This is a genomic window from Gemmatimonadota bacterium, from assembly GCA_016713785.1.
Classification (GTDB): domain Bacteria; phylum Gemmatimonadota; class Gemmatimonadetes; order Gemmatimonadales; family GWC2-71-9; genus JADJOM01.
Genome location: JADJOM010000003.1, coordinates 1302099 through 1328765, shown reverse-complemented (window position 1 = coordinate 1328765; position 26667 = coordinate 1302099). Strand labels below are relative to the sequence as shown.

The following is a 26667-nucleotide window of genomic DNA, read 5'->3' as shown; positions in this document are numbered from 1 at the left end:
GGGGCAAGAACTTGGCGGGAGGCCGCGGGCCGGCCGGGGGACGGGAGGAGGCTGTCGTCCGGGGCCGGGACGGCCGGTCCAGATTCAGGACGCCATCAGCTGCCGCGCGCGAGGATCTGGCGGGAGAGCGAAACGAACGCGTCTTCCACTCCCTCGCCGGTCTTGGCGCTGGTCTGGAAGATGGTCCAGCCTTTTTCCTTGAGCCATTCCTGCTGGGTGGCGCTGATCCCCCACTGGCCCCACAGGTCGGCCTTGTTGAGGCACAGGACGAAGGGCAGCTCCTCGGCGCGGCCCGCGGCATTCTCCTGCAGGCCGAGGGCCACCTCGAGGGTGTCCTGCCGGGTGCCGTCGGCCACGAGGATGTAGCCCGAGGCGCCCTTGAGGTACTGCAGCCGGACCCACTGGTAGCGTTCCTCGCCTTGCAGGTCCCACAACATGAGGTTGAGCGTGTGGTCGTTCACCGCCACGCTCTTCTTGTCGATCTTGACGCCGATGGTCGAGAGGTACTTCTCGGAGAAGACGCTGTCGACGAAGCGCCGCACCAGGCTGGTCTTGCCGACGCCGGGCGCGCCCATCATGCAGATCTTCTTCTCCAGGACCGTCATCTAGGCCTCCGCCGCTGGTGCATGTGCCGCGAGCAGCCGCCGGGCGAGCTCGCCGAAGGTTTCGTCCACGCCCGCGCCGGTGCGGGCGCTGGTCTCGTACACCGTCCACCCCTCCGCGCGGAGGGTGGCAAGATCGCCCGCCGTCACCTGCGCCTCGGCCGCGAGGTCGGTCTTGTTCACCACGAGGAGCCAGGGGATCCCGGGCAGGAGGTCCCCGGCGCGCGCCACCAGGCTGTGGGCCACCTCGAGGGTGGCCCGGCGCGTGGCGTCCGCCACCACGAGGTAGCCGGCCGAGCCCCGCAGGTACTCCAGCCGCGCCGCCTGGTGCTCGGCCTCGCCCTGCAGGTCCCACAGCATGAGGTTGAGCGTGTCGGGCCCGACGGTGACGACCTTGCGGTCGATCTTCACGCCCACCGTGGCCTGGTAGCGCTCGGAGAACAGGCTCTCCACGAACCGGCGCACCAGGCTGGTCTTGCCCACGCCGACCGCGCCCAGCATGCAGAGCTTCTTCTGGAGCACGCTCACGGGGCCGCCTCCCCCGCGGGCAGCAGGAGGGTCACCAGGGCACGGGCCGAGCGGCGGAGGGCCCGGACCGAGTCGGTGACGGCCACCCCGGAATCGGGGGGCAAGGTGGTGAGCGCCACCGGCAGCGTCGGCGGGAGCAGCGGCACCAGGGCGTCCCGGGCGGTCTCGGCCCGCAGCCGCCGCAGCCGCTCGTTGACGTCCTCGTTGCCCACGTCATCGGCGGAGCCGGCGAGCACCAGCTGCAGGGTGAGCCCGAGCCCGCGGGCCACGCTGTCGAGACGGGCCACGTCGGCGGCGAGCGCCGAGAGCTCCTGCGCCGCGGCGCCCTCCACGGCGGCCACGCCGCTCGGGAAGCGCAGTCGGCGCCCCTCGACCGCGGCCACCAGGGGCGCCACGGCGGGGAGGTCACGGGCGGCCATGCGCTCCTCACGGTAGGTGCCCACGCCGCTCAGCGCCGGCGCCAGCCCGCCGGCCCGCGCAAACCACTCGGCGGTGGCGGCGCCGCCGGCCACCAGGGTGTCGCCGGCCACGCGCAGGGTGACCGTGGCGGGGGGCGCCAGCGCCCGTTCCGCCCGGCGCAGCACGAAGCCCGGCAGCAGGGCCACATAGGGCTGCCACTGGCCACGCACCTGGCTCGTGTCGAGCCGGAACTCGCCCAGCAGCGCCGCGGGGTCGCTGGCGAGCGGGTCGCGGAGGCCGCGCACCACGAAGCGGCCGTCCTCACGCGTGGCGTGGGTCACCACCACCCCCGGCTCGTTGCGCAGCCGGGCGACGTAACGATCCCAGCGGTGCTGCCGGATCACCGCCGGGATCCCCAGGAACAGCAGCAGCCCCGCCGCCACCGCCAGCAGCAGCCAGGTGCGCCAGGGGGCGTGCCCGGCGGCCGGGCCGTCGCGGGTCTCGGCCAGCAGCAGCGCCTCGAGCTTGGGGCGGCTTCGGTCGAACACCGAGGCATCGCCGTTGAACTTGAGCAGCTCGGGGGCGTGGGCCGCCTCGATCTCCTCGAGGGTGCGCTGCAGCTCCACCCGGAGCTCCACCGGCGCGTGGCCCCGGATCACCGCGGCGAGCAGGGTCCGGCCGCCCTGTTCCACCCACACGGTCAGCTCGCCGACCTGCATCGTCTCCAGCATCTCCTCCTGCGCCACCTGGAAGGAGTCGCGGGCGAAGTCCTGGATGGCGGTCAGCATCCCGGCCACCATGTCGGGAGCCTGGGCGGCGATGCTCTGCGCGGTGAGGTGGTGCAGCAGCAGCCCGCTCTCGCGGTGCACCAGGAACACCTGCTCCACGCGGTACAGGAGGGTGTGCCGCAGCACCACCTCGGCGAAGGAGGCGCCGGTGCGCATCGCCTCCCAGCGCCAGGCCAGCCCCTGCAGCGAGAACGACTGCTCCAGCGCGTGGTTCACCGACTGCAGCAGCCCCGCCAGCGCCTGGCTGATGGCGCGGCGGATGGCCGGCCCCATCACCGGGAAGAGGGCGTCGGCGAGCGGGCGGGGATCGCGCTTCACCGAGGAGGTGAGGGCCCGCTCGACCACCGGGGCCAGCGCCACGGGGTCGTCGAGCCGCTGCTCCAGCCGGCGCACCGCCTCGCGCTCGCGCCCCACGATGATGGCCCGCAGCCGTTCCACGCCGTCGTCGGGCGGCGTGGCGGCGCGGCGGCCGGGCGGCTCCGCCGGGGCCGCCGCGACCGCGGGGTCGGGCAGGGGAGGCGCCTTCACGTCAGGCGTCATTCGGCTTCCGGTCATCGTCCGCCAGCCGGGCCGCGAGTTCGGCGAAGAGGGCGCCGAGCGCCGCCCGGTCGGCCTTGCGGGTGTGCAGCTCGTCCGCCTCGCGCTTGAGGGCCCCGCCCAGTTCGGCCGAGCGGCGGTTGAGCTCCTCGGCGAAGTTGGCCGCGTGCCGCGCGAGCTCGCCCCGCAGGTCGCGCTGGGTGCGGGCGATCTCCTCGCCCGACTCCTGGAAGCGGCGGTCGGCGGTGCGGTGCACCGTCTCCAGGCTTCCCGCCAGTTCCTGCAGCTGGCTCACCCGGCCGCGCTGCTCGCCCGAGATCCGCTCGTTGAGCGTGTCCATCTCGCGGCGGATGTACTCCTCGAGGGAGGCGTAGCGCTGGCGCAGCTCCTCGCGGAGGTCGGCGGAGTCCTTGAGCAGCCGCTCCTCCAGCTGCGCGAAGCGGCGATCGTAATCCCGCATCTGCGCGCCGAAGATGATGTCGCGGATCTGGTCAATGTTGCCGCCGGTTTCGGCCTGGTCCATGGCTGCCTCGGAATGACGGGGTCGGGCGCGGGCCCGTGCTACGCCCTGGGCACCGCGATCTGGTACTGCTTGAGTTTCTGGTACAGCGAACTGCGGGGGATGCCGAGCCGCCGCGCGGCCGGCTCCACCTTGCCCTTTTCCTCGCGCAGCACCCGCTCGATCTGCTGGCGCTCCAGCTCCTTGAGCGTGAGCCCCCCCAGGTCCGGTGCCGCGGCGGCGGGCGGCGCGCCGAAGCCGGCCTCGAAGCGGAGGTCCGCCGCGCGCAGCTCGGTGCCGTCGCCCAGCAGGGCGGCGCGCTCCAGCACGTTGCGCAGCTCCCGGATGTTGCCCGGCCACGGGTAGTGGGCCAACGCCGCGAGGGCGTCGGGGGCCAGGCCGATGGCCGGCCGCCCGATGTCCTGCGCCAGGCCGTCCAGCAGCACGCGGGCCAGCGCGGGGATGTCTTCCACCCGGTCCCGCAGCGCCGGCACCGCCAGCGGAAGGGTGCTGATCCGGAAGTACAGGTCGCCCCGGAACTGGCCACCGGTCACCCGGGCCGCGAGGTCCTGGTGGGTGGCCGCGATGAGCTGCAGGTCCACCTGCCGGTCCCGGACATCCCCGACCCGCCGGAAGCGCTGTTCCTCGAGCACCTTGAGGAACTTGGGCTGGAGCGCGGGCTCCATGTCCCCGATCTCGTCCAGGAACAGCGTGCCCCGGTGGGCCAGGTCGAGCAGCCCCACCTTGCTCTGCACCGCGCCGGTGAAGGCGCCGCGCTCGTGTCCGAACAGCTCCGACTCCACCAGTTCGCGGGGGAGGCCGGCGCAGTTGAGGTCCACGAAGGCCTCGTCCGCCCGGGGGCCGTGGGCGTGGAGCCAGCGCGCCACCACGCCCTTGCCGGTCCCGGTCTCGCCGCGAAGGTACACCGGCCGCTCCGCCCCCGCGACCCGGCGCGCCTCCGCCGCCAGGGTCCGGATGGCGGCGCTGGTGCCGAGAAACGGGTCGACCGTGCGGCGCTCCTGCCGTGCCTTGCGGGCCAGCTGCTGCTGCCGGTTGCGCTGGTGCTCCAGGCTCCGCTCCAGCACCACCAGCAGGGCCGGCAGCGTGACCGGCTTGGTCAGGAAGTGCTCGGCGCCTTCCTTCATGGCCTGGACCGCGAGCTCCACGGAGCCGTGCCCGGTGAGCAGGATGACCGGCACCTGGTCGGCGATGGCGCGCAGGCGCGGCAGCAGCTGCAACGCGTCGCCGTCGGGGAGGCGGTAGTCGCTGATGACGGCGTCAGGGGGCGCGGCGCGGAATGCCTGCTCCGCCGCCAGGGCGGTGGCCGCCTCCTCCACCCGGTACCCCCGGGTCTCGAGGAAGTCGCGCAGGCCGAACCGGATGGCGGCGTCGTCATCCACGATGAGAATGCGGTTGCGCGCCATGGGCTCAGCCGGGGAGGAGGGGCAGGGTCACGGTCAGGTGCGCGCCGCCGGCGGGCCCGTTGGCGGCGGTGAGCCGGCCCTCATGTTCGGCCACCACGCGCTGCGCGATGGCCAGGCCCAGGCCGGTGCCGCCCTGGCGGCGGGTGAAGAACGGCTCGAACACCCTGGGGAGGTCTTCGGCGCGGAATCCCGGTCCCTCATCGCTCACCGTGAGGGTCACCTCACCGGCCTCCCGGCGCACCTCCACCGCCACCAGCACCTGGCCGTCCTTCGGGGAGTGCTGCACCCCGTTCTCCACCAGGTTCTGCAGCAGCTGCTGGAGCCGTGCGGCATCCATCCGGACGGCCGGGCCGGTTGCCGGGCCGGTGCGGGCCAGCCGCACGCCGTGCTGCTCGGCCACGGGCCGGCAGCCGCCCAGGGCCTGGGTGACCACCCTGGCCAGGTCGCCCGGGACCCGCTCAGTCCGGGCTGGCTTGCCGTATTCGAGCAGGTCCCGCATCAGGCGGCTCAGGCGCTCCACCTGCTCGCCCAGTACCTCGAGGTAGGGCTGGAACTCGGGGCGCTCCCCGAAGCGGGCCCGGAAGGCATCGAGGGTGGAGGAGATTCCGAACAGCGGATTGCGGACCTCGTGGGCCACGCCGACCGCCACCGCCCCGAGCCGCTGGGCCCCGGCTTCCACCTCGGCCCGGGCCCGCTCCAGCTGGATCTGCTCGGTCACGTCGTGGATGATCTCGTACAGCAGGGTGCGCCCGTCGAGGTGGCAGGGGCCGGCGTAGATCTCCACCAGCCGGAGGTCCCCCGAGGCGAGGCGGTGGGGGAAGCCGCGGTAGTGGCCGCCGACCAGGGAGGCGAGGAGCAGCGCCTGCCGCACCTCGTCCTCCGGCAGGGTCTCGATGCGGGTGACCGACATCCCGCGCAGGGTCTCCCGGGGATAGCCGTAGAACGCTGCCGCCGCCGGGTTGGCATCCACGATCACGCCCTGCTCCGGGTCGAGCAGCAGCTGGACCGCCCCCACCTGCTCGAAGCGCTCGCGGTAGTGGGCGTCGGTGGTGGCGAGGGGAGGCGTGACGAGCATCTCGGGGGGTGGCGGATACCGGTAAGCTGCAGGAACCGGGGCCGGACCGAAAGAGGGGCATCCGGCACGGCAAACGGCGCGGGGGCACCCGCCGACCCCGGGAGGGGAGGTCAGTTCCCCCCGTGGCCGTCAGGCACCCCCGCCGGTCCCGCCGGTTCCGTGTCCCCGCCCTAGCGGGCGGCCCAGCCGATCTCGGCGCCCACGTAGTAGTTGCGCCCCGGCGCGGGCTCGAAGACCCGCCCGAAGGCCCCGTTGATGGTCAGGGCGCTCACGTAGGTGCGGTCGCCCAGGTTGTTGATGCCGAGGAACGGCCGGATCCAGGCGCCCCCGGAGGTGCCTTCCCAGCTGAGCCGGAGGTTGGTCACCCCGCTGCCGATGCCGGGGATGTCGCCGGTCGACGGCTTGGCGCCCCAGCCCGAAACGTAGATCGTGTTCTTGTCGTCCGCGAAGAGCGACGAGGACATGGTGTGGTCCAGGTCGAGTGCGAAGCCCCGGATCGGGCCGGCCCGGAGTCCCAAGCGGATGAAGGCCTTGGGCACCCCAGGGAGGCGCTTGCCGTCCAGGGTGTCGACGGTGGCGCCGGTGACGATCCGGTACGTGTCATACCGGTAGTTGGCGTAGGTCCAGTTGCCGAAGACGCGCAGCGGCTCCGCCACCCGGGCGCTCACCCCAAGCTCGATGCCGTCATTCTTGAGCCGCCCGGCGTTGGTGAAGTAGCCGCGGCCGCTCACCTCGCTGAACTGCACGATGGCGTCCTTGACCCGTCCCACGAACCCGGCCACCGAGTAGGTGAAGCGGCCCGCGACGCCCCGGGCGCCCAGCTCGTAGTTCACCGAGCGGGAGGGATCGATGGTGGTATTGAACCCGCTCGTCGAGTTGGGCTGGTTGGCGAGCTCGGTGGTGGTCGGGGTCTCGAAGCTGGTGGAGACCGTCACGTAGGGGCTGAAGGCCTGGTAGCGCAGCCAGGTGGCGCCGAGGTTCCCGGAGGCCGCCGACATGGTGCGATCGCCGGTGCCATCCACGCCATCGAGCAGGTGCTTGTCCGCCACGTCGAAGCGCACCGCGTCATAGCGGAGGCCGCCGCTCAGGGCGAGGTCGGCCGACGGCGACCAGTGCAGCTGCAGGAAGGGGCCCACCTCCGTCACCTTCTCGAGCTGGCTCTGGATCAGGGTGTCGGGCTGGCCGTCCACCGAGCGCCAGCCGCGGCGGTCGTCCCGCATGGTCTGCAGGTCGAGCCCCGCGACCACCCGGACGGCGCGCTCGGAGCGTCCGAGACGTTGGTCGCCGGCGAGGCGCACGCCCCCGGCCTTCCGGCCGATCTCGTTGTAGATGCCCACGTTGGCGCCGGGCCCCTGGGGCGGCGGCGAGCCGAGGGCGTTCTTGAGGTCGCGCTGCACGCCGAAGAGCGCCACGCTCCATTCACCGCGCCCGGTGAAGTGCCGCGCCGTGACCGCGAGCTGGCCCTGCCACAGGTCCTTGTCGGCCCGGCGGCGGATGCTGTTGGCGGAGGCGGAGTCGGGGTTGGCAAGGAACTCCGTGGCGGTGAGGGCGCCCGGGTTCCGCGCGATCGGGGCATCGGTGTACCCGAAGCGGAGTCCGATGGTGGTGGCCCCGCCCAGGAGGTAGTCGCCGCCCAGGTTGAGCTGGGTGAACTCGCTGCGACTCCACTGCCGGCTGCCGTCGGCGGTGGTGCGGGACAGCGACAGGGTGCCGCTCGCCGCGCCGCGCCGCGCCGTGGTGCGGCTGTGGATCCGGAACAGCCCGAACGACCCGCCCTCGGCCCGGACCGACTGGGAGAACGGCCCCGGCCCCGCCGGCTCGGTGGTGAGCGAGACCACGCCGCCCGAGGCATTGCCGTACAGCGAGCTGGAGGCGCCGCGCAGCACCTCGATGCGGCCGAGGTTGGCGAAATCCACGTTGTTGAGCTGGCTCTGGCCGTCGGGCAGGGTCTGGGGAATGCCGTCGAGCATCACCTTGATGCCGCGCAGCCCGAAGTTGGAGCGGGTACCGAAGCCCCGGATGACCAGCCGCTGGTCGAGGTTGAAGTTGTAGCGATTGGCGACGTAGACGCCCGGGAGGTTGTTCAGCGACTCGTCCAGCCCGAGGTTGGCCTGCGCCCCCTTGAGGTCCCGCGGGTCGACCACGCTGACGGCGGCCGGCACCCGGCTCACGGTCTCCTGGGCGCGGGTCACGGTCACGGTCAGTTCCGGGAGCACGCGCGCGGTGTCCCGCGCGGTGGAATCCCGGCGGGCCGGGACCTGGGCCGCCAGGGGCGCGGCAAGGAGGAGCACCAGGGCACCGCACGACACAGCTCGCATCACGACTCCCGATGGGGTGGGTGAAAGCACGCAGCGCGACGCGCGCGCGACCGGCCCAAGGCAGGTCTTGTGCCGGGCATCGATCCATGCGTCCACGGGTCGTCTCCCGCCGGCGCTGGCTCACCAGCCGCATGGGTGGTGGGCCATTTCCACCAGCGGTGGGGCAAATCCCCCATCCCGGCTTGCCTTGAATCACCCTCCGGCCATCCCTTAGATTGCGGCACCCTATGACGCCGCAAGAGTATTCCGCGCCGGACTTTACGGCCCCCGCGCTGGCCCGTGCGCCGGAGGCCCGCTTCGAGGCGGTCGCGGCCGACGGCGTCCTCCCCGACGGGTTCTTCTCCACCTCCAACCTCCCCACCTACGTCCGCGCCGGGGGCCGCTGGCACCTGCCCACCCGCCCGCGGATGGACTGCGCGATCGTGGAGCGGAGCGATCACCTCGAGGTGATCGAGCCCCGGCGGCTCCGGCGCGGCGAACGCGTGGCCATGGGGCTGGCCGAGGACGGCAGCGAGGGCATCTACGTCCACACCGCGGGCTTCCTCGGCGGCGCGCACAGCGCCAACGAGTTCCGCTTCATGTCGAGCGAGGTGAGCCGCGAGCGGCCGGTGAACTACGAGGAGCTCGCGGCGCGGCTGATCGAGGAGAAGCGGCGCGGCGGCTTCCTGATCTGGGTCGCGGGGCCGGCGCTGGTGCACGCCCGGGCCCGGCACGACTTCGAGTGGTTCATCCAGCAGGGGTACGTGCACGCCATGCTGGCGGGGAACGCCGTCGCGGTGCACGACATCGAAGCCGCCATCTACGGCACCACCCTGGGCATGAGCAGCACCGGCAAGCCTACCGACGGTGGGCACGGCCTGCACATGCGGGCCATCAACCAGGTGCGGGCGCTGGGGTCCATCGAGGCGGCCGTGGCCTCGGGGCTGGTCCACAGCGGCATCATGCATGCGCTGGTGACCCGGAAGATCCCGTACGTGCTTGCCGGCTCCATCCGGGACGATGGCCCGCTGCCGGGCATCCACACCGACGCGCTCGCCGCCCAGGACGCCATGCGGGAGCAGACGGTCCATGCCACGGGGGCGATTCTCATCGCGAGCGCCCTGCACGCCATCGCGGTGGGCAACATGCTCCCCGCCTACCATACCCGGTACGACGGCGTGCCCACCCCGCTGATGACCATCTGCGTGGACCAGACGGAGTTCGTGGTGCACAAGCTCAAGGACCGCGGCACCCACCAGGCGTACGGCGTCGTCACCAACGCGCAGGACTTCATGCACGTCCTGCGGTTCTACGTCGAGAAAGGCACCCGCGCGTGATACTCAATCAGCCCGGATCAGGCTGGGCCCGGCTGGCCGGCCAGGTCGCCGCCGAGATCCCGGTGACCGAGGTCGATGGCGTCTGGCAGTTCCGCACCATCCGGAAGGACGGGCGGGAGTGGGGGACGGCGATGATCTCCCGGGTGGACGGGCCCGCGCAGGAGCGGCGCCGGATCTACACCGCCCGCTTCATGCACACGCTCAAGGGCAAGGAGCGCGGCAAGTTCGAGGCGTTCCTGGAGGAAGTCGGCAGCGGGCCGGTCGAGACCCTGGGCGACCTGCTCGCCGGGGTGCGCCGTCGGCTGGAAGACGAGGACCCGCGCCCGATCCCGGTCGCGGAGTGGTTCCCGGTGCTGGATGGCGCGGCTCAGCCGGGCTGAGGGGGAGGTCCTCCTCGACCGGTTCCGGCGCCACCTCAAGGATCACGGCCAGCCGGTCACCCGGCCCCGCCAGCAGATCGCCCGGGTGGTGCTGCTCTCCGATGAACACCTGTCGGTGGAACAGATCCGGCGCCAGCTCCTGGCGGCCGGCGCCTCCGTGGGGCTCGCCACGATCTACCGCACCCTGGAACTGCTGGTCGAGAGCGGGCTGGTGCGGGCCCACGACTTCGGGCAGGGGTACCGGCGCTACGAGCCGAACCCGCCCCAGCCCAGTCACCATCACCTGATCTGCCTCCGCTGCGGCCGGGTGGAAGAATTCCAGCACGAACGGCTCGAGCGCATGCTGCCGATCATCGCGGATGAGCACGGGTTCAAGGCGGAGCGCCATCGCCTCGAGCTGTACGGCACCTGCCGGGAGTGTCAACGGAGGGCGTTTGGCTGACTTTTCGCTGCTGGTTGCGTTCAGTGCCGGGATCCTGAGCTTCCTCAGCCCGTGCGTGCTGCCGCTGGTGCCTTCCTACATCGGGTTCCTCACCGGCCTCTCGCTCGACGAGATGAGCTCGCGCCGCCGGGTAGCGTTCACGCACGCGCTGCTCTTCGTGCTGGGGTTCACCCTCGTCTTCCTGCTGCTCGGGGCCACCGCCAGCGCCCTGGGCCGGACGCTCGCGTTCCACAAGGTGTGGCTCCAGCGCCTCGGCGGCGTGCTGATCATCGTCTTCGGGCTGGTGTGCCTTGGGGTGATCAAGTCCAATGTCCTGCTGCAGGACAAGCGCGTTCACCTGCAGGATAAGCCGCTCGGCTTCCTCGGGTCCGTCCTGGTCGGCATGGCGTTTGCCGCTGGCTGGACGCCCTGCATCGGCCCCATCCTGGGCGGCATCCTCGGGCTCGCCTCGGCGGCCGACACCTTCGGGCGGGGCATGCTGCTGCTCGGCGCCTATTCGGCGGGGCTGGCGGTGCCGTTCCTGCTGGCGGCCTGGGCGGTGGACCGCTTCCTGGCCTGGTTCCAGAAGTTCCGGCCCTACCTCCCCTGGGTGATGCGGGTGAGCGGCCTGCTGCTGATCGTGGTGGGGGTGCTGCTCATCACCGGCCAGTTCACCCGGCTGGCGGGGTTCCTGCAGGGCCTGACCCCTGCGGGGCTGCTGGAGCGGTTGTAGGGCCGGCGGGCCGGGGAGCACCGGGCGATTGGGCGGGTAAAGTCTATCAAACCCATAGGGTCAACCGGACATACCGATGACTTGGCACGCCTGGTTCACGCTCGCGGTCACGCTGCTCACGCTGGTCCTCCTGGTCAAGGACCTCATGGCCCCGGCCAACGTGATGCTCGCCGCCGCCATCGCCCTCCTCCTCGGCGGCGTCATCACGCCCGAGCAGGCCTTCGCCGGGTTCGGCAACCCCGCGCCGATGACGGTGGCCGCGCTCTACATCCTGGCCCGGGCCGCGGAGAAGACCGGCCTGCTGCAGCCGGTGCTGGAACGGCTCCTCGGCCAGGGCCACGGCGGGCGCTGGGCCATGACCAAGCTCCTCGTTCCCTCGGCGGCCGCCTCCGCCTTCCTCAACAACACCCCGATCGTCGCAATGATGATCCCCCAGATCCTGCGCTGGTCGGACCGGGTGCGTGAGTCGGCCTCGCGCTACCTGATGCCGATGTCGTTCGCGGTGGTGCTGGGCGGAGTCATGACCACGATCGGGACCTCCACCAACCTCGTGGTGTCGGGCATGCTGCACCAGGCCGGGGGCGCGCCGCTCGGCCTGTTCGAGGTCACCCCGGTGGGCCTCCCGGTGGCCATCATCGGGCTCATCACGATGATCATCACCGTGCCCTGGCTGCAGCCCGACCGGCGGCCCACCCGGGCCCAGCTGGAGGAGAGCGTCCGCGAGTTTGCCGCCACCATGACCGTCGTGCCGGGCGGGCCGCTCGACGGGGTGGAGGTGGAGGCGGGGGGGCTCCGCAACCTGCAGGGGGTGTTCCTGGCCGAGGTCGAGCGCGACGGCGAGCAGATCGTGCCGGTGGCGCCGAACCAGGTGCTCCGGGGCGGGGACCGGCTCAACTTCGTGGGGCGGGCCGACAACGTGGTGGACCTGCAGAGCCGCCGCGGCCTGGTCTCGGCCGAGGCGCAGCACATGTCGCACTTCGACTCGGCGCGGCACGGGTTCTACCAGGCGGTGGTGGGCGCCAACTCGCCGCTGGTGGGCAAGACGCTCAAGGAGGTGGAGTTCCGGCGGACCTACCAGGCCGCCGTGGTGGCGATCCACCGCAGCGGGCAGGCGGTGGCGGCCAAGCTCGGCGAGGTCAAGCTCCGGCTGGGCGACACCCTGCTGGTGCTGGCCGACCCCGGCTTCCGGGACCGGTGGCGGGACCGGAACGACTTCCTGATGGTGGCGGCGATGGACGGCACCCCGCCCGCGGTCAGCCGCAAGGCTTGGATCGTCGGGGTCATCGGGCTGCTGATCGTGGGAGTGGCGGGGGCGGGCTTCGTCCCGATCCTGCAGGCGGCGCTGGTGGGGGTAGTGGCGCTGGTGGCCTTCGGCGTGCTGACCGCCACCGAGGCGCGGAACGCCATCGAGCTCGACACGATCATCGTCATCGCGGCGTCGTTCGCGCTGGGGGCGGCGATGGACAAGTCGGGGCTGGCGGCGGTGGTGGCAAGGCTGGTGCTCGACGCCTCCGGGGGGCACAGCGTGCACGGGGCGCTGCTCGGGCTGGTGCTCGCCACGGTGGTCACCACCGAGCTCATCACCAACAACGCCGCGGCGGCGCTGCTCTTCCCGATCGCCTTTGCCAGCGCGCAGCAGCTCGGCGTGGACCCGCGTCCCTTCGCGATCGCGGTGGCGGTGGCGGCGTCCAACAGCTTCCTGACGCCCATCGGGTACCAGACCAACACGATGGTCTACGGGCCGGGGGGCTACCGTTTCTTCGACTACGTGCGGGTGGGCCTGCCGCTCACCATCACCACGGTGATCACCACGGTCCTCGTCATCCCCTGGTGGTGGGGGCTCTAGGCGGTACGGGGCGCCGCCTCAGGCGTGCGGCGCCTGCTCCTCGAGCTCCGCCTCGACCTCCTGGCGCTGCAGCAGCTCCCAGTAGCGGCCCTGCCGGGCCATGAGGTCGTCGTGGACGCCCTCTTCCACGACCCGGCCCCCGTCCAGCACCAGGATCCAGTCGGCATCGCGCACCGCCGAGAGGCGGTGGGAGATGATCACCCGGGTGCGCTGGGCCAGGGCGTCGCGCAGGCCGCGCAGGATGCGCAGCTCGGTCTCGCCGTCCACCGCGGAGAGGGCGTCGTCCAGCACGAAGATCGGCGGGTCCTGGGCCAGTGCGCGGGCGATGGCCGTCCGCTGCCGCTGCCCGCCCGAGAGATTCACGCCGCGCTCCCCGAGCATGGTGTCGATCCCGCGGGGCAGGGAGGGGAGGGCCTCGACCAGCTGCGAGGTCTGGATCACCCGCTCCAGCCGGCCGTCGTCCGGCGCGCCCAGCAGGACGTTGGCCCGCAGGGTGTCGCTGAACAGGAAGGTCTCCTGTGGCACGAAGCCCACCACCCGGCGCAGGTCGTCGAAGCGCAGGTCGCGCAGGTCCACCCCATCGATCAGGATGCGGCCCCGGTCCGGGTCGTAGCTGCGGACGATCAGCTCGGCCAGGGTGCTCTTGCCCGAACCGGTGGCACCCACCACGCCGAGCGACCCGCCGGCGGGCACGGTGAAGGAGATGTCGGAGAGCACCTCGCCGCGGTCGTGGGCGTTGGGGTAGCGGAACGCGACCCCCTCGAAGGCCAGGCTCCGGGCGGTGGCCGCGGGCGGCAGCTGGCGCGGGGTGGCGGGCTCCTGGATGGCCGGCACCGCGTCCATCAGTTCGTTGATGCGGCCCATCGAGGCTTCGCCCCGCTGCACCAGGTTCACCACCCACCCCAGGGCGATCATCGGCCACACCAGGGTGACCAGGTACACCCCGAAGGCCACGAACTCGCCGGCCGTCATGGTGCCCTGGATCACCAGCCCACCCCCGACCCAGATCACCACCGCCGCCCCGAGCCCGCCGAAGAGGGCGAGCAGGGGGTGGAAGGCCCCCGCCACCCGGGCCAGGGCGAGATTGCGGCCGGCGTAGTCCGCGTTTAACGTGCTGAACCGCGCGATCTCCGCCGCCTCCTGGCGGTAGGCGCGCACCACGCGGGCGCCTGACAGGTTCTCGTGGACCGCGCTGGAGAGATCGCTGAACGCCGCCTGGATGCGCTGGCTGCGGCGATGGATGGCCTGCCCGAACGCCACCATGCCCACGGGCAGGCCCAGCAGCGGCAGCAGGGCCAGGCCGGTGAGGCGCGGGCTGATGTGCAGCATGTACGGCAGCACCAGGGCGGTGCGGACGATCGTGTCGCTCAGGTACATGAGTCCCGGCCCGGCGACCATGCGGACGGCCAGCAGGTCGTTGGTGGTGCGGGCCATGAGGTCGCCGGTGGCGTAGCGGTCGTAGAAGGCCGCCGAGAGCCGCTGCAGGTGCTGGTACAGCCGGTCGCGCAGGTCGGTCTCGACCCGGCGGCTCACGCTGTTGAGGGACTCGCGCATGCCGTAGCGCGCGATGCCCCCCGCGGTGGCGACCGCCAGCAGGCTCAGGATGGCCTGCCGCACCGTGGCGGCGGTGCCGCCACCACCCAGCGCATCGATGCCCTGCTGCAGGAAGCGGGGCGCGAGGGTGGTGAAGAAGTTGGAGAGCAGGACACACACGAAGCCGGCGGCAAAGACGGCCCAGTAGGGCCGGGCCGCGGGCAGGAGTCGCCGAAGGTGGAGCATCGTTCATCAATGTCGCCCCGTCGCGCCGCGCCGGGCAAGTCATCTGGAGAGGGAGGTCCCATGGTACGGAAGCTCAGCACCGGTCTCGCGCTCGTGGCCCTGATCGCCTGCGGCAAGGGCGGCGGGCAGCAGGCCCAGGCCGACAGCCTGTCGCGCGACCTCCAGCTGGCCCCCGCGGAGTCGACCACGGCGCTCAACGACCAGCCGGCACCGGCGGACACCGCCGCGCCCACGCCGGCCACCGTCCCCGCGCCCGCCCCGGCCCCCGCGCCGGCGCCGGCGCAGCCCAAGCCCAAGCCGACGGCCAATCCGGCCACCGCGCCCGCGCCGGCGGCGCCCGCGCCCCGGAAGATGACCCTGGCCAGCGGCACCAGCATCGACGCCAGCGCCAACGACTCGCTGCACTCCCGGCACAACAAGGTGGGCGAGAAGTTCCACGCCACCATCAGCGCCGACGTGAAGGACGCCCAGGGCCGCGTGGCGATCCCCGCCGGTTCCGTGGTGACCTTCAAGGTACTGGTGCTCGAGCCGGCCAAGAACAAGAACGACGAGGACGGCCGGGTGCGCATCGCGGCCGAGGAAGTGGTCATCGGCGGCACCGCCTACCCGATCACCGGCGAGGCGGGCACCAAGTTCATCGAGCACGACCTCAAGGGGCAGGGCGTCACGGCGGGCGGCGCGGTCCGGGTGGGTGCCGGCGCGGCCGGCGGCGCGGTGGCCGGCAAGGTGGTGGGTGGCAAGACGGGCGCCGTGGTGGGCGGCATCGCCGGTGCCGTCGGCGGGGCGGTGCTCGCCAACCAGACCGCGGACCGCGACGTGATCGTCGCGCCGGGGTTCAAGGTGATCTTCACCCTGGGCGCGGACTTCACCATCACCCGCTAGGCTGCCTCCAGGTCCGCGGCAACAGCAAGGGAAGGCGCGGGGCATCCCCCGCACCTTCCCTCGCTCGTTTCCCCCCCCGTTGTCCCCGCCTAGTAGCCCGCGCCGCCCCCCCCCAGCCGCGGATCCGAGACGCCCTGCCACCCGGTGGGCGTCCGGATGATCGCCTCGACGTCCCCCCAGCGGCCGCGGTACTCGAGGGCATGTCCCAGCGCCTCGAGCGCGGCGATGGCGCCGGGCTGGAACCCGTTCCGCTCCAGGCGGATGGCGTCGGGCAGCGCCTGGTGGTGCATGCGGGGTGCCGCCACCGCGTCGGCCAGCGACATCCCGTGGTCGATCACGTTGGAGATCACGTGGTACACCTGGGTGATGATCGTCGGCCCGCCCGGGGTGCCCACCACCAGGTAGAGCTGGCCCTCGGGGTCCAGGACGATGCTCGGCGTCATGGCGGAGAGCATCCGCTTGCCCGGCTGGATCGCGTTGGCCTCGCCCTGGATGAGGCCGTAGCCGTTGGGCTTCCCCGGGGCCGTGGTGAAGTCGTCCATCTCGTCGTTGAGCAGGAACCCCGCGCCCGAGACCGCCACGGCGCTGCCGTAGCTGTCGTTGAGGGTGGTGGTGCAGCTGACGGCGTTGCCCTCGGCATCGACCACCGAATAGTGGGTGGTGGAGTTGCCGTCGCGCAGGGTGGGATCGAACGGCGGCGTCGGCGTGGCGTGCGACGGGTCGATCTGCTGCCGGAGGGTAGCGGCGTACTCCTTCGAGAGCAGTCGCTCGAGCGGCATGCGCACGAAGGCCGGGTCACCCAGGTAGATGTTGCGGTCGGTGAAGGCGCGCCGCATCGCCTCCGCCTCGCGATGCAGCAGGGCCGGCGAGCCGAACGGGGGCAGCCGGTCGTAGCCCTCGAGGATGTTGAGGATCAGGCCCAGGGTCACGCCCCCGGAGGACGCCGGGGGCATGGAGTAGATGGCATAGCCCCGGTAGGTGATCCGGACCGGGTCGCGCCAGATGGCCCGGTAGGCGGCGAGGTCCTCGTGGCTGATCAGCCCGCCGCCCCGCGCCATCTCCGCCACGATCGAGTCGGCCACCCAGCCCCGGTAGAACCCGTCGGCGCCGTGGTCGCGGATGGCGGTCAGGGTGCGGCCCAGGTCCGCCTGCACCAGGGTGCTGCCGGGGGGCGGCGCCTGGCCGTTCTCCGGCAGGAAGTAGCGGCGCGAGGCGGGGAAGGTGTACAGCCAGGCGCGGTAGCCATCGATGGAGCGGCTGCGATAGTCGTCCACCAGGAACCCCTCGGTGGCGAGCCGGATGGCCGGATCCAGGACCGAGGCCAGCGGCAGCCGACCAAAGCGCTGGTGCGCGGTCACCATGCCCGCCACCGACCCCGGGACACCGGCGGCGAGGTGCCCCTTGTCGGACAGGGCGGTCGGGTCGCCGGAGCGGTCGAGGTACATGTCGTGGGTGGCCCGACCTGGCGCCGCCTCGCGGTAGTCGAGCGCGGCGGTGGTGCCGTCGGCCATGCGGAACACCATGAAGCCGCCGCCACCGATGTTCCCCGCCTCGGGGTGCACCACCGCCAGCGCAAAGCCCACGGCCACGGCGGCATCGACCGCGTTGCCGCCGGCCTCGAGCACCTGCCGGCCCACCTCGCTCGCAATCGGGTTGCCCGAGACCACCATGGCCTGCCGTCCCACGGCCACCCGCGCCTTGCCGGCGAGCGGCCAGGCCGGGTTGATCCCTGCGGTCGGCGCCGGCACCGTCGGGCCGCTGCGGGAGGTGATCGGGCCGGAACTGGTGCAGGCGGTGCCCAGGGCAAGGCTGGCGAGCAGGAGCGAAGGGACGCGGAGGCGCACGCGGGTCTCGGGGGCCAGGGGATCGGGTTGTTGCTGGGGCGGATGGACCTCCCCTAATTTACGGCGCGCACCCCGCGCCCACCAATGACCGACTCCTTCCTCGACCCGCGACTGACCGAGCGGCGCAACCCGCGCACCGCCGGCATCGACCGCGCCACCGCCCTGGAGCTGGTGGACCTCATCAACGCCGAGGACCAGGCGGTCCCGGTGGCGGTGGGCCGGATGCGAGCGGAGATTGCCCGGACCATCGACCATATCGAGGCGGCCTTCCGTGCGGGGGGCCGCCTCTACTACATCGGCGCCGGGACCAGCGGCCGTCTCGGCGTGCTCGACGCCTCCGAGTGTCCTCCCACCTTCGGCACCGACCCGGAGCTGGTCACCGGCATCATCGCCGGGGGCTTCAAGGCCCTCGTCCGCTCGGTGGAGGGCGCCGAGGACGACCTCAACGCCGGCATCGCCGAGATGGATGCCCACCGGGTGCGCAACGTCGACGTGGTGGTCGGGATCGCCGCCAGCGGCTCCACGCCCTACGTGCGCGCGGCGCTGGGGCGGGCCCAGGCGCTGGGCGCGCGCACGGTGCTGGTGACCTGCGCCGAGCCGCCGCAGGTGCTGCGGGACACCTGCGACGAGTGCATCGTGCTCCGGGTCGGTCCCGAGGTGGTGACCGGCTCCACCCGCATGAAGGCCGGGACCGCCACCAAGCTGGTGCTCAACATGCTCACCACCGGCGCCATGATCCGGATGGGCAAGACCTGGGGCAACCTGATGGTGGACCTCCGCGCCTGGAACGCCAAGCTGCAGGACCGCAGCGAGCGGATCCTGATGGAGGCCACCGGGGTGTCCCGGGACCGGGCCCGCGACCTGCTCCAGGCCGCCGCGGGCCGGGTCAAGCCGGCCATCGTGATGGAGCGCCGCGGCGTGGACCTCGCCGGTGCCGAGCAGCTGCTGGAGGCCCACCAGGGCCGGCTTCGTGAGATCATCGGTGACCCCCCGGGAGTGACCACCCCATGACCGAACGCCCGACCCTCGCCGTGGGCCTGATGTCCGGCACCTCGCTCGATGGCGTGGACGCCGCCTTGGTGCGATTCGAGGGCCCCACCCGCTGCCAGCTGCTCGGGTTCGAGACCCGGCCCTACAGCACCGCCGAGCGGGAGCAACTCCTCGCGGCGATCGCGGCCGGCGGCGCGCGGGAGCTGGCGCTGCTGCACGTGCGGCTGTCCGAGTGGGCCGTGGAGGCGGTGGAGGGGGTGCTGGCCGAGACCCACACCCGCGCCTCGGACCTCGGGTTCATCGCCATGCACGGCCAGACCATCTGGCACGAGCCACCGGCCGTGAGCTGGCAGCTCGGGGAGCCGGCGGTCCTGGCGGAGCGGTTCGGGGTGCGCGTGGTGAGCAACTTCCGCGCGCGTGACGTGGCCGCGGGCGGGCAGGGCGCGCCGCTCGTGCCGATGGCCGACAGCCTGCTCTTCGGCCATCCGGAGCATGCCCGGGTGCTGCTCAACCTGGGCGGCATGGCCAACCTCACCCTAGTGCCGCGCCGCTCGGCGGAGCAGGGGGTGCTGGCCTTCGACACCGGGCCCGGCGTGGCGCTCATGGACGCGGTGGCGCGCATGGTGGATCGCGCGCTCCGGTTCGACCACGACGGCCGCCTGGCCCGGCAGGGGCGGGTGCACGAGGCGCTGCTGGCGGCCCTGCTCACCGACCCGTTCTTCAGCCAGGCGCCGCCCAAGAGCACCGGGCGGGAGCGGTTCGGTCTGGCGCTGGCGGAGCGGATCCACCGCGAGGCGCCCGGCGCCGACGGCGTCGCCACCGCGGTGGAGCTCACGGCGCGGACCGTGAGCGAGGCGCTGGCCCGCTGGGTGCCGGGCACCCCGGAGGTCATCGGCTCCGGGGGCGGGATGCACCACCCGGTGCTGCGGGAGCGGCTCGAGGCGCTTCTCGGCGCCCGCGGCCAGTCGCTCGCCCTGTTCGATGACCTGTTCTTCACCGGCGACGCCAAGGAGGCGGTGGCGTTCGCGCTGCTGGGGTACCTCACCGTCCACGGGCAGCCCGGGAACATCCCCGCCGCCACCGGCGCCGCCGCGCCACGGATCCTCGGGCAGGTCACGCCCGCATGAGGCTGGCGCGCCTGGTGCTCCCGGCCCTGCGCTGGCGCCGGGAGACCGGCTTCCACCACGAACACGAGGCCATCGACGCCGCGCTCGCGCTCGGCGTGGGCGGGTTCATCCTCTTCGGTGTCCCCGGCGCGCGTGCCGACGAGGTGGCGGCCCTCACCGCCCGGATCCGCGCCCGGGCCGGGCGGCCGCTGCTCCTGGGTGCCGACCTGGAGCGGGGCGCGGGCCAGCAGGCCCGGGGCCTCACGCCGGTGCCGCCGCCGGCCGCGCTGGCGAGCCTCGAGGACGAGGCCGCGATCGCCTGGGCGGGGCGCGTCACCGCGCGCGACGCTCTCGCCGTGGGGCTCAACTGGATCTTCGCCCCGGTCGCCGACCTGGACCTGGAGCCGGAGAACCCGATCGTGCAGACCCGTGCGTTCGGCGCGGATCCGGCGCGGGTGGGCCGGCAGGTGGCCGCCTGGGTTGCCGCCTGCCAGGCGGAAGGGGCGTTGGCCTGCGCCAAGCACTATCCCGGGCACGGTCGTACCCGCCACGACTCGCACGACCGGCTGCCGACGGTGGACCTCCCGCTGGCCGCGCTGACCACCAGCGACCTGGTGCCCTTTGCGTCGGCGGTGGCCGCGGGCGTCGGGTCGGTGATGACCTCGCACGTGGCCTTTCCCCGCTGGGATCCGGCCGGCGTGCCCGCCACCCGCTCGCCGGTGATCCTGGGCCACCTGCGGGAGGCGCTCGGCTTCCAGGGGCTGGTGGTCACCGACGCGTTCATCATGAGCGGCGCGCAGGCCGGGATCACCGAGGCCGCGGCGGCGGTGGCCTCGATCGCCGCCGGGTGCGACATCCTGCTCTATCCCGGGGACCTCGCGGGGACCATCGCCGCGCTCGACCGTGCCGCGGCCGACGGGACGCTCCCCGCGGATCGCGTGGCCGGCGCGATGCGCCGCTACGGGGAGGCGCTCGCGCGGGTGTCGCACGCCCCGGGAACGGCCGAACCCGATCCGGCCGGTGCGGCGGCGCTCGCGGGCCGCCTGCTGGCGCGCGGCGCCCGCCGCGGCGAACTGCCGCCGCGGCTGGCGGGCGTGGAGCTGGCGGTGGTGGACGATGACCAGGGCGGATGGTACGCGCCGGGCCCGAGCGACATCGTGCGCCGCACGCTCGCCGCGCGCGGTATCGTCGAGTCGCATGGTGGGGCGCGGGTGGTGCTGGCCTTCGCGGAGCCGCGGGCCGCCAAGGGCCGCGCCGGCTTCGGGCCCGAGGCGTGGGCCCGCCTGGCCGCGCTGGTGCCGGGCGCCGCGCTGGTGGTGCTGTTCGCGCACCCGCGCCTGCTCGACCAGGTGCCCGAGGGCTGCCCGGTGCTGCTGGCCTGGCACCGGCAGCCCCTCATGCAGCAGGCGGTGGCGGGGTGGATCGCGGAGCGGCTGGCACCGGTGGGCGCGCCGCGCTGAGCGGCGACCGGCCGCCACCGGCCCTACCCGTCAGACGGTGGCGGGGCGGGTCCTGGGGGAGAGCGGCGGCAGCTGGCCCCGGCGGGCCACCGCCTCCGCCGCGCCGGTGAGCGGCGGGCCCAGCATCAGCTGCTCCAGGGGCACCGGCTCCCCGATCGCAAAGCCCTGGGCGTAGTCCACCCCCAGCGTGCGGAGGGTCTCCAGGGTGTCGAGGTTCTCCACCCCCTCGGCCACCACCTTGAGCCGCATGACGTGCCCCACCCGGGTGATCGCCTCGACCATCGCGTACTCCACCGCATCGGTTTCGATGTGCCGCAGGAAGGCCCCGGCGATCTTGAGCGCATCCACCGGCAGGCTCTGCAGGTAGGCAAAGGACGACATCCCGCTGCCGAAGTCATCCAGCGCGAACCAGCAGCCGATGGCCTTGAGCTCGCGGATGAAGTGGGCCGCCAGCGCCAGGTTGGCGATGGCCGCCGTCTCGGTGATCTCGAAGCAGAGCGTCTCGGGCGGCAGCTGGTGCCGCGCCAGCATCTCGCGCACGTAGGCGAGCATGCTCGGGTCGCCGAGCGAGGCGCCGGAGAGGTTGATCGAGGCGATCGGCACCGGGCCCTGGCGCACCGCCCGGTCGTAGAGCGTCATCACCTCGCGCACCACCCAGCGGTCCACCGCCCCCATCAGGTTGTAGCGCTCCGCCGCCGGGATGAACGCGCCGGGCGCGATGATCGACCCGTCCCGCTCGATCAGCCGCAGCAGCACCTCGAGCCGGGGCGGCTCGTTGGGCCGCGAGACCAGCGGCGCGATCACCTGCCCGTAGAGCCGGAAGCGCTGTTCCTCGAGCGCGCTGGTGATGCGGGAGACCCACTGCATCTCCCCCTGGCGCACCGCCAGCAGCACGTCGTTGGGTTCGTAGAAGTGGACCCGGTTGCGGCCCCGCTCCTTGGCGGCATAGCAGGCGGCGTCGGCGTCGCGCAGGATGGTGGCCAGGCTCTCGCTCTCCGCCGTGATGGGCACCACCCCGATGCTCACCCCGAGGGCGAAGGGCTTGCCCTCCCAGACGAAGCGGAACTCCTGGATGGTCTCGAGGAGGTCGTGGGCCACCCGGGCGGCCTGGCCCGGCGGGCAGTGCTCCAGCAGCACGCCGAACTCGTCCCCGCCGAGCCGCGCCAGGGTGTCGCGGCGGCGGATCTTCCGGGTCAGCGCCTGGGCCAGCTGCCGCAGCAGTTCATCCCCCGCCACGTGGCCGCAGGTATCGTTGACCACCTTGAACTGGTCGAGGTCGAGGAAGCAGAGGGCGTGGGTCACCGCCTCCTGCTGCGCCCGGGTGAGTGCCCGGCCCACCCGGCGCTCGAACTCGTGGCGGTTGACCAGCCCGGTGAGGAAATCGTGGCTGGCCTGGTGGGCCAGCTGCCGGGCCAGGCTGCGGGCGCGGCTCACGTCGTGGAAGATGAACACCGCGCCGAGGATCTCGCCGTCGGCGCCGGCGATCGGCGCCGCGCTCTCGTCGATGGCGAATTCGCGCCCGTCCGGCCGGATCAGCAGCGAGAAGTTGGAGCGCCCCACCACCCGGCGCTCCCGGAGGGCGGTCTCCACCGGGTTCTCCAGCGGCTCGCGGGTGGTCTCGTGCACCAGGACGATCTGCCCCGCGATCGACTCGCCGATGAGGGCCGCCGGCGTCTCGCCGAGCAGCTCCGCCGCCACCGGGTTCAGGTACTCGATGACCCCCAGCGCGTCGGTGCGGATCACCGCGTCGCCGATCGACCCCAGGGTCACCTCGGCCCGTTCCTTCTCCTCGGAGAGCCGCCGCTCCAGCTGCTTCCGCTCGGTGATGTCGCGCGCCAGCGTGGAGTAGAAGTCCACCACCCCCTGCTCGGTGCGATGGCAGATGAGTACCTGGGACAGCGTCAGCTCGCGGCCATCGGCCAGCAGCAGCGTGCTTTCCCCGCTCCAGGTGCCCCGGTCCTCCGCCGCCTGCCGCGCCTCGGGACGGAGCAGCACCCGCGCCGCGAGCAGCGAGGCGTCCTCGGTGCCGCCGGCGCCCAGCAGCAGGCGGCGTCCCGCTTCATTGAGGTAGAGCGGGGAGCCATGCGAATCGGCGAAGCAGACCGGGTCGGTGGTGGACTCGAGCACCGCGGCCAGCCGGTGCTGCAGCGCGGTGAGCGCCACCGCCCGGCGGCGGGCCAGCATCACGCTGGCGAGCACGGCCAGGAAGAGCAGGAGCGTGAGGCCCAGCGCCACCAGCAGTGCCCGCCGGGCCGTCTCTGCCACGTGGTAGGCCTGGGCCACCTCCGCCTCGACGGCCAGTCCCAGCCCGAGCTGCGCGTCCCACTCCCAGGCGCCGACCACGGCCCGGCCCTGGAAGTCGCGATAGCCGTCGAGGTCGAGGTCCGCGCCGCGGTCCACGGCCGCCCGCGCCATCCGGGTGAGCTGCTGGGTGCCGGGCTCCACCAGGCGGCTCTCCTGGCCCCAGGGGGGCAGGCTGACGCTGCTGCCGAGGATCCGGCCGGTGCGGTCGAAGAAGTAGACCTGCCCGAGGCTCCGGTGATGGCTCTGGGCCGCGATCTGCTCCAGCTCCGCCTGGGCGGGGAGCGCGAGCCCGAGCACCGCCACCGTCACCCCCTGCCGGTCGCGGATGGGCGCCAGCGCGGCCACCGGTCCGGTCTGCCCCGATGCGAGAAGAAAGGTGCTGACGGTCGGGAGGCCGTCGAGCGCCCGCTCGAACGGCTCCTGCATGCTGGGAGGCAGCCGCGAAGGGAGGGTGGCCGGCCAGCGGCCGAGGCTGCGCCCGTCCACGTCGAAGATCCAGAAGCCCCGGAGCGAGTTGGCCCGGATGCCCGGATCGAGCACCCGCTCGAGTTCGCGGGTGGCCAGTTCGGTGGACCGCCCCCGGTCGGCGGCGCTGACCAGCGCCGCCACGGCCTCGCCGAGCGAGCGATCGGAGGCGAGGCCCGCCACCAGCACCTGCTGGCGGGTCACCCAGTGATGGGTGGCCTCCCGCGCGTTGGCAAGCACGGTGGTGAGGCCGGTGCGGACCGTGCCCCGGACGGCCTCGTTGATGCGGTCCAGCGTCCACCAGGTGCCCGCGGCCGCCCCGGCCACGAACAGCACGATGCCCCCGAGCGCGGCGCTGCTCAGGAGCCTGCCGAAGATGGCGCGGAACATGGCCGTCGGTTTGGGGGGCATTCCGCTCATCATGTGAGCGGGAGGGGCGTGGGGGCGGTGACCCCCCTCACCCCGGGGGGTTATTCGGTCTCGGCGAGCAGCCGCTGGGCAAAGCGCACCGGAACCCCGTACAGGATCCGGCCGTTGCTGCCGGGCTGACCCCCGTACAGGATGCCGATGACCACCCCGGTCCGGTCGAGGATCGGGCTGCCGCTAGAGCCCTGGGCGCCGTAGCCATCCAGCTGCACCAGGGTGGGCTGCACCCGGCTCACGGTGCCCAGGGTCACGGTCGAGGCCACCCCCACCGTGGTCCAGTCCCGGCCACCGGCCAGGTCGAGACCGAGCGGGTAGCCGAGCACGGCGGCAGGCTCTCCGGGCTCCACGGTCCGGAGGCTGTCGGCAAGGCCCTTGATCACCGGGAAGCCGCGGTGCACGCTGGCGCGCAGCAGCGCCAGGTCGGCGTCGGCGGCGACCTTCACCAGATCGGCCCGGAAGTTCTGCCGGGTGCCCTCGAACACCACGCCGATCCGGCTGGCGATGGTGCCGTTGGAATCCACCACCACGTGCTTGTTGGTGAGCAGCAGCCCGCCGGTCGGGTCGGAACGGACGGCGAAGGCCGTGCCGGTCACCACCCGCCCGCCGGGGAATTCCACGAACACCATGGCCATGGCGTCGCGGTTGGCGGCGGTGAGCGCCCGCGCGTCCATGGTGGCGGCGCCCGCGAGCGAGCGTTGCTGCCGGAGCGCCGCCTCGAGCCGGGAGCGCAGCTCAGCGATCTGCGCCTCGTCGTTGGGCGCGTCGGCCAGCAGCGCCCGCAGCTGGCCTGCCTCGGACTGCGCCGAATCGAGCGCCGCCCGGAGCCCCTCGCTCCCCTGCGAGAGCAGGGTGATCTGCTGCATCAGGCTGTCCACCGTGCCCAGGAGCAGCTGCCGCTGCGCCGCCAGCACCCGGTCGGTCTGGCGCACCTGCCACAGGTAGGCGGCCGCCACCACCAGCAGCAGGGCGAAGAGCCCCAGGGTGGTGTTGCGGAGCGACTTGGTCTGCCGCCGCACCTCCATGCGCACCTTGGTCTGGGTGCCGGGGCCCGGGGTCCGCCGCGGGCTGCGCTGTTGCTCCGGGGTGAGCTTGGGGGCGGGGGGCGGGGCGGGGGGCTCCTGGCTGCCGAAGACCACGGTACCCCCGCCCTGGGCGCCGGGCGCTTCCCCGGCCGGCGCGGAGCCCGCGCGCTGGGCGCCGATCACCGTGAATTCCACCCGGGGCCCGTTGGCGCCGAAGGTCAGCACGTCGCCCGAGGCGAGCACGTGCTCCCCCGTGAGCTTCTTCCCGTTCACCAGGGTGCCGTTGGTGCTGCCGAGGTCGCGCAGGACGTAGAACTCACCCACCAGGGTCACCGCGGCGTGGCGGCTGGAGACGTCCAGGTCCTTGTCGGCGTCGAAGCGGAGCTCGGACTGCGGGTGCCGGCCGATGCTGATGTGGGCCTGGCTGAAGATGTCGGTCTGGCCGGTGCGGGAGCCCGAGAGAAAGGTGAACTGGGCTTTCATCCGGGGCCCGTCAGCGGCTGCCGAAGGCGAGGTAGAGGGCGGCGGCCAGCGCCAGCAGCGCGAGCAGGCCGAGCAGGGCGCGGCGGGGAGGCGCGGGCTGCTCGCTGATGGGGACGGGGGCCGGGCTCCCGGTGTAGACGGGGACCGGCTCGGTGGTGGTCTCTTCTTCCCGCAGCGGGTAGACCTGGTGCCCCACGCCCGCGGCGCCGTCCGGCTCGGCCAGCCCGTCGCCGCCGAAGCGCGCCGCGATCGCGGTGATGTTGTCGGGGCCGCCGCGCTCGTTGGCCAGGGTGATCAGGCGGGAGCAGAGATCGACCAGCTCCGTCGCCTCCGCGGCGACCTGGGCGATCTCCTCCTTCTTGACCTGCCCGGAGAGGCCGTCGGAGCAGAGCACCAGCAGGTCGCCCCGCCGCAGCGCCTGGTAGGTCAGGTCCACCTTGACCCGGGGGTCGGGGCCGAGCGCCTGCAGGATGATGTTGCGCCGCTCGCTCTGCTCGGCCTCTTCCTCGGTGAGCTCGCCCGCTTCGACCAGCCGCTGCATGAGCGACTGGTCCTTGGTGATCTGGGTGATGCCGCCACGGCGGACCAGGTAGGCGCGGCTGTCGCCCACCTGCGCCAGGTAGAGGTCGGCGCCGAAGACCCCGGCCACGGTGGCGGTGGTGCCCATGCCGCGCACCTCGGGGTGATCCTTGGCGTGCTGGTGGATGCGGTTGTTGGCCAGCTCCACCGCCTCCTTCATGCGGTAAGCGAAGCGCTGGGCGCTCACCTCGCCGTCGTCGGCCCAGACGCTCGACATGTGGCTGAACACCACGTCGGCGGCCATCCGGCTGGCCACCTCGCCGGCGGCGGCGCCCCCCATGCCGTCGGCCACCATGAACAGCGTCCCGCGGGCCCCGACGTCGTGCTCGCGCACGTCGGGCTGGAGGCTCGCGACCTTGCGGGTCAGGTCCGCGACGAGGAAGGTGTCCTCGTTGTGGTCGCGGGTCTTCCCGACGTCGGTCTTGCCGAAGACGGAGATGTGGATGCTGCCTTGGGCCATG

The 26667-nt window shown here is 72.9% G+C and carries 21 protein-coding genes; 9 read left to right on the top strand and 12 right to left on the bottom strand.

Annotation, left to right across the window (positions count from 1 at the left end; all coding sequences use genetic code 11):
• Window positions 1–95 precede the first annotated feature (95 nt).
• The 7 genes from IPJ95_13955 to IPJ95_13925 form a co-directional block, all read right to left on the bottom strand.
• Entirely contained in the window at window positions 96–605 is a 510-nt protein-coding gene (locus IPJ95_13955) for a GTP-binding protein (protein MBK7924709.1), read from the bottom strand.
• Window positions 606–1124: a GTP-binding protein gene (locus IPJ95_13950; protein ID MBK7924708.1), complete on the bottom strand. Its 519-nt coding sequence runs from the start codon at window positions 1122–1124 to the stop codon at window positions 606–608.
• A gap of 2 nt (window positions 1125–1126) precedes the next feature.
• A complete protein-coding gene (locus IPJ95_13945) occupies window positions 1127–2857 on the bottom strand; it encodes a hypothetical protein (GenBank protein MBK7924707.1) in 1731 nt (576 codons plus the stop codon).
• Window positions 2847–3377 carry a hypothetical protein gene (locus IPJ95_13940; GenBank protein ID MBK7924706.1) on the bottom strand — a complete coding sequence of 177 codons (531 nt, stop codon included), beginning with the start codon at window positions 3375–3377 and terminating at the stop codon, window positions 2847–2849. Before IPJ95_13940 ends, IPJ95_13945 begins: the two co-directional genes overlap by 11 nt.
• A gap of 38 nt (window positions 3378–3415) precedes the next feature.
• A complete protein-coding gene (locus IPJ95_13935; protein MBK7924705.1) occupies window positions 3416–4777 on the bottom strand; it encodes a sigma-54-dependent Fis family transcriptional regulator in 1362 nt (453 codons plus the stop codon).
• Window positions 4778–4781: 4 nt separating this feature from the next.
• Entirely contained in the window at window positions 4782–5852 is a 1071-nt protein-coding gene (locus IPJ95_13930; GenBank protein MBK7924704.1) for a PAS domain S-box protein, read from the bottom strand.
• Between the two features lie 170 nt (window positions 5853–6022).
• Window positions 6023–8170 carry a TonB-dependent receptor gene (locus IPJ95_13925; GenBank protein ID MBK7924703.1) on the bottom strand — a complete coding sequence of 716 codons (2148 nt, stop codon included), beginning with the start codon at window positions 8168–8170 and terminating at the stop codon, window positions 6023–6025.
• 227 nt (window positions 8171–8397) lie between these two features.
• Here IPJ95_13925 and IPJ95_13920 point away from each other — a divergent pair, with 227 nt between their 5' ends.
• From IPJ95_13920 to IPJ95_13900, 5 genes are all read left to right on the top strand, one after another.
• Complete coding sequence (locus IPJ95_13920; GenBank protein MBK7924702.1) at window positions 8398–9486, top strand: hypothetical protein; 1089 nt, start codon at window positions 8398–8400, stop codon at window positions 9484–9486.
• Window positions 9483–9866, top strand: coding sequence for a hypothetical protein (locus IPJ95_13915; protein ID MBK7924701.1), 384 nt, complete (start codon window positions 9483–9485; stop codon window positions 9864–9866). The genes IPJ95_13920 and IPJ95_13915 overlap by 4 nt, the downstream gene beginning before the upstream one ends.
• Window positions 9844–10308 (top strand): transcriptional repressor, encoded by a 465-nt coding sequence (locus IPJ95_13910; protein MBK7924700.1) that lies wholly within the window; start codon window positions 9844–9846, stop codon window positions 10306–10308. The genes IPJ95_13915 and IPJ95_13910 overlap by 23 nt, the downstream gene beginning before the upstream one ends.
• Window positions 10301–11020 (top strand): cytochrome c biogenesis protein CcdA, encoded by a 720-nt coding sequence (locus IPJ95_13905; GenBank protein ID MBK7924699.1) that lies wholly within the window; start codon window positions 10301–10303, stop codon window positions 11018–11020. The genes IPJ95_13910 and IPJ95_13905 overlap by 8 nt, the downstream gene beginning before the upstream one ends.
• 76 nt (window positions 11021–11096) lie before the next feature.
• Window positions 11097–12866: an SLC13 family permease gene (locus IPJ95_13900; GenBank protein MBK7924698.1), complete on the top strand. Its 1770-nt coding sequence runs from the start codon at window positions 11097–11099 to the stop codon at window positions 12864–12866.
• Window positions 12867–12884: 18 nt separating this feature from the next.
• On the opposite strand, the gene IPJ95_13895 is transcribed toward IPJ95_13900, so the two are convergent.
• Window positions 12885–14645, bottom strand: coding sequence for an ABC transporter ATP-binding protein (locus tag IPJ95_13895; GenBank protein ID MBK7924697.1), 1761 nt, complete (start codon window positions 14643–14645; stop codon window positions 12885–12887).
• Between the two features lie 60 nt (window positions 14646–14705).
• On the opposite strand from IPJ95_13895, the gene IPJ95_13890 reads away from it, so the two are divergent.
• Window positions 14706–15527: a hypothetical protein gene (locus IPJ95_13890; GenBank protein MBK7924696.1), complete on the top strand. Its 822-nt coding sequence runs from the start codon at window positions 14706–14708 to the stop codon at window positions 15525–15527.
• A gap of 89 nt (window positions 15528–15616) precedes the next feature.
• Here IPJ95_13890 and ggt read toward each other — a convergent pair whose 3' ends face one another.
• Window positions 15617–17371 carry a gamma-glutamyltransferase gene (gene ggt, locus IPJ95_13885; protein MBK7924695.1) on the bottom strand — a complete coding sequence of 585 codons (1755 nt, stop codon included), beginning with the start codon at window positions 17369–17371 and terminating at the stop codon, window positions 15617–15619.
• Window positions 17372–17455: 84 nt separating this feature from the next.
• On the opposite strand from ggt, the gene murQ reads away from it, so the two are divergent.
• The 3 genes from murQ to IPJ95_13870 are packed head-to-tail and all read left to right on the top strand — an operon-like array spanning window position 17456 to window position 20927.
• Entirely contained in the window at window positions 17456–18382 is a 927-nt protein-coding gene (gene murQ / locus IPJ95_13880) for an N-acetylmuramic acid 6-phosphate etherase (GenBank protein MBK7924694.1), read from the top strand.
• Window positions 18379–19488 carry an anhydro-N-acetylmuramic acid kinase gene (locus IPJ95_13875; protein ID MBK7924693.1) on the top strand — a complete coding sequence of 370 codons (1110 nt, stop codon included), beginning with the start codon at window positions 18379–18381 and terminating at the stop codon, window positions 19486–19488. The genes murQ and IPJ95_13875 overlap by 4 nt, the downstream gene beginning before the upstream one ends.
• Window positions 19485–20927 carry a hypothetical protein gene (locus IPJ95_13870; protein ID MBK7924692.1) on the top strand — a complete coding sequence of 481 codons (1443 nt, stop codon included), beginning with the start codon at window positions 19485–19487 and terminating at the stop codon, window positions 20925–20927. Before IPJ95_13875 ends, IPJ95_13870 begins: the two co-directional genes overlap by 4 nt.
• A 30-nt stretch (window positions 20928–20957) precedes the next feature.
• On the opposite strand, the gene IPJ95_13865 is transcribed toward IPJ95_13870, so the two are convergent.
• The 3 genes from IPJ95_13865 to IPJ95_13855 all read right to left on the bottom strand — a co-directional run bounded on the left by IPJ95_13865 (window position 20958) and on the right by IPJ95_13855 (window position 26666).
• Window positions 20958–23111, bottom strand: coding sequence for an EAL domain-containing protein (locus tag IPJ95_13865; protein MBK7924691.1), 2154 nt, complete (start codon window positions 23109–23111; stop codon window positions 20958–20960).
• A 1055-nt stretch (window positions 23112–24166) separates the two neighbouring features.
• Window positions 24167–25627: a trypsin-like peptidase domain-containing protein gene (locus IPJ95_13860; protein MBK7924690.1), complete on the bottom strand. Its 1461-nt coding sequence runs from the start codon at window positions 25625–25627 to the stop codon at window positions 24167–24169.
• A 10-nt stretch (window positions 25628–25637) separates the two neighbouring features.
• Window positions 25638–26666, bottom strand: coding sequence for a Stp1/IreP family PP2C-type Ser/Thr phosphatase (locus tag IPJ95_13855; protein MBK7924689.1), 1029 nt, complete (start codon window positions 26664–26666; stop codon window positions 25638–25640).
• Window position 26667: the final 1 nt, after the last annotated feature.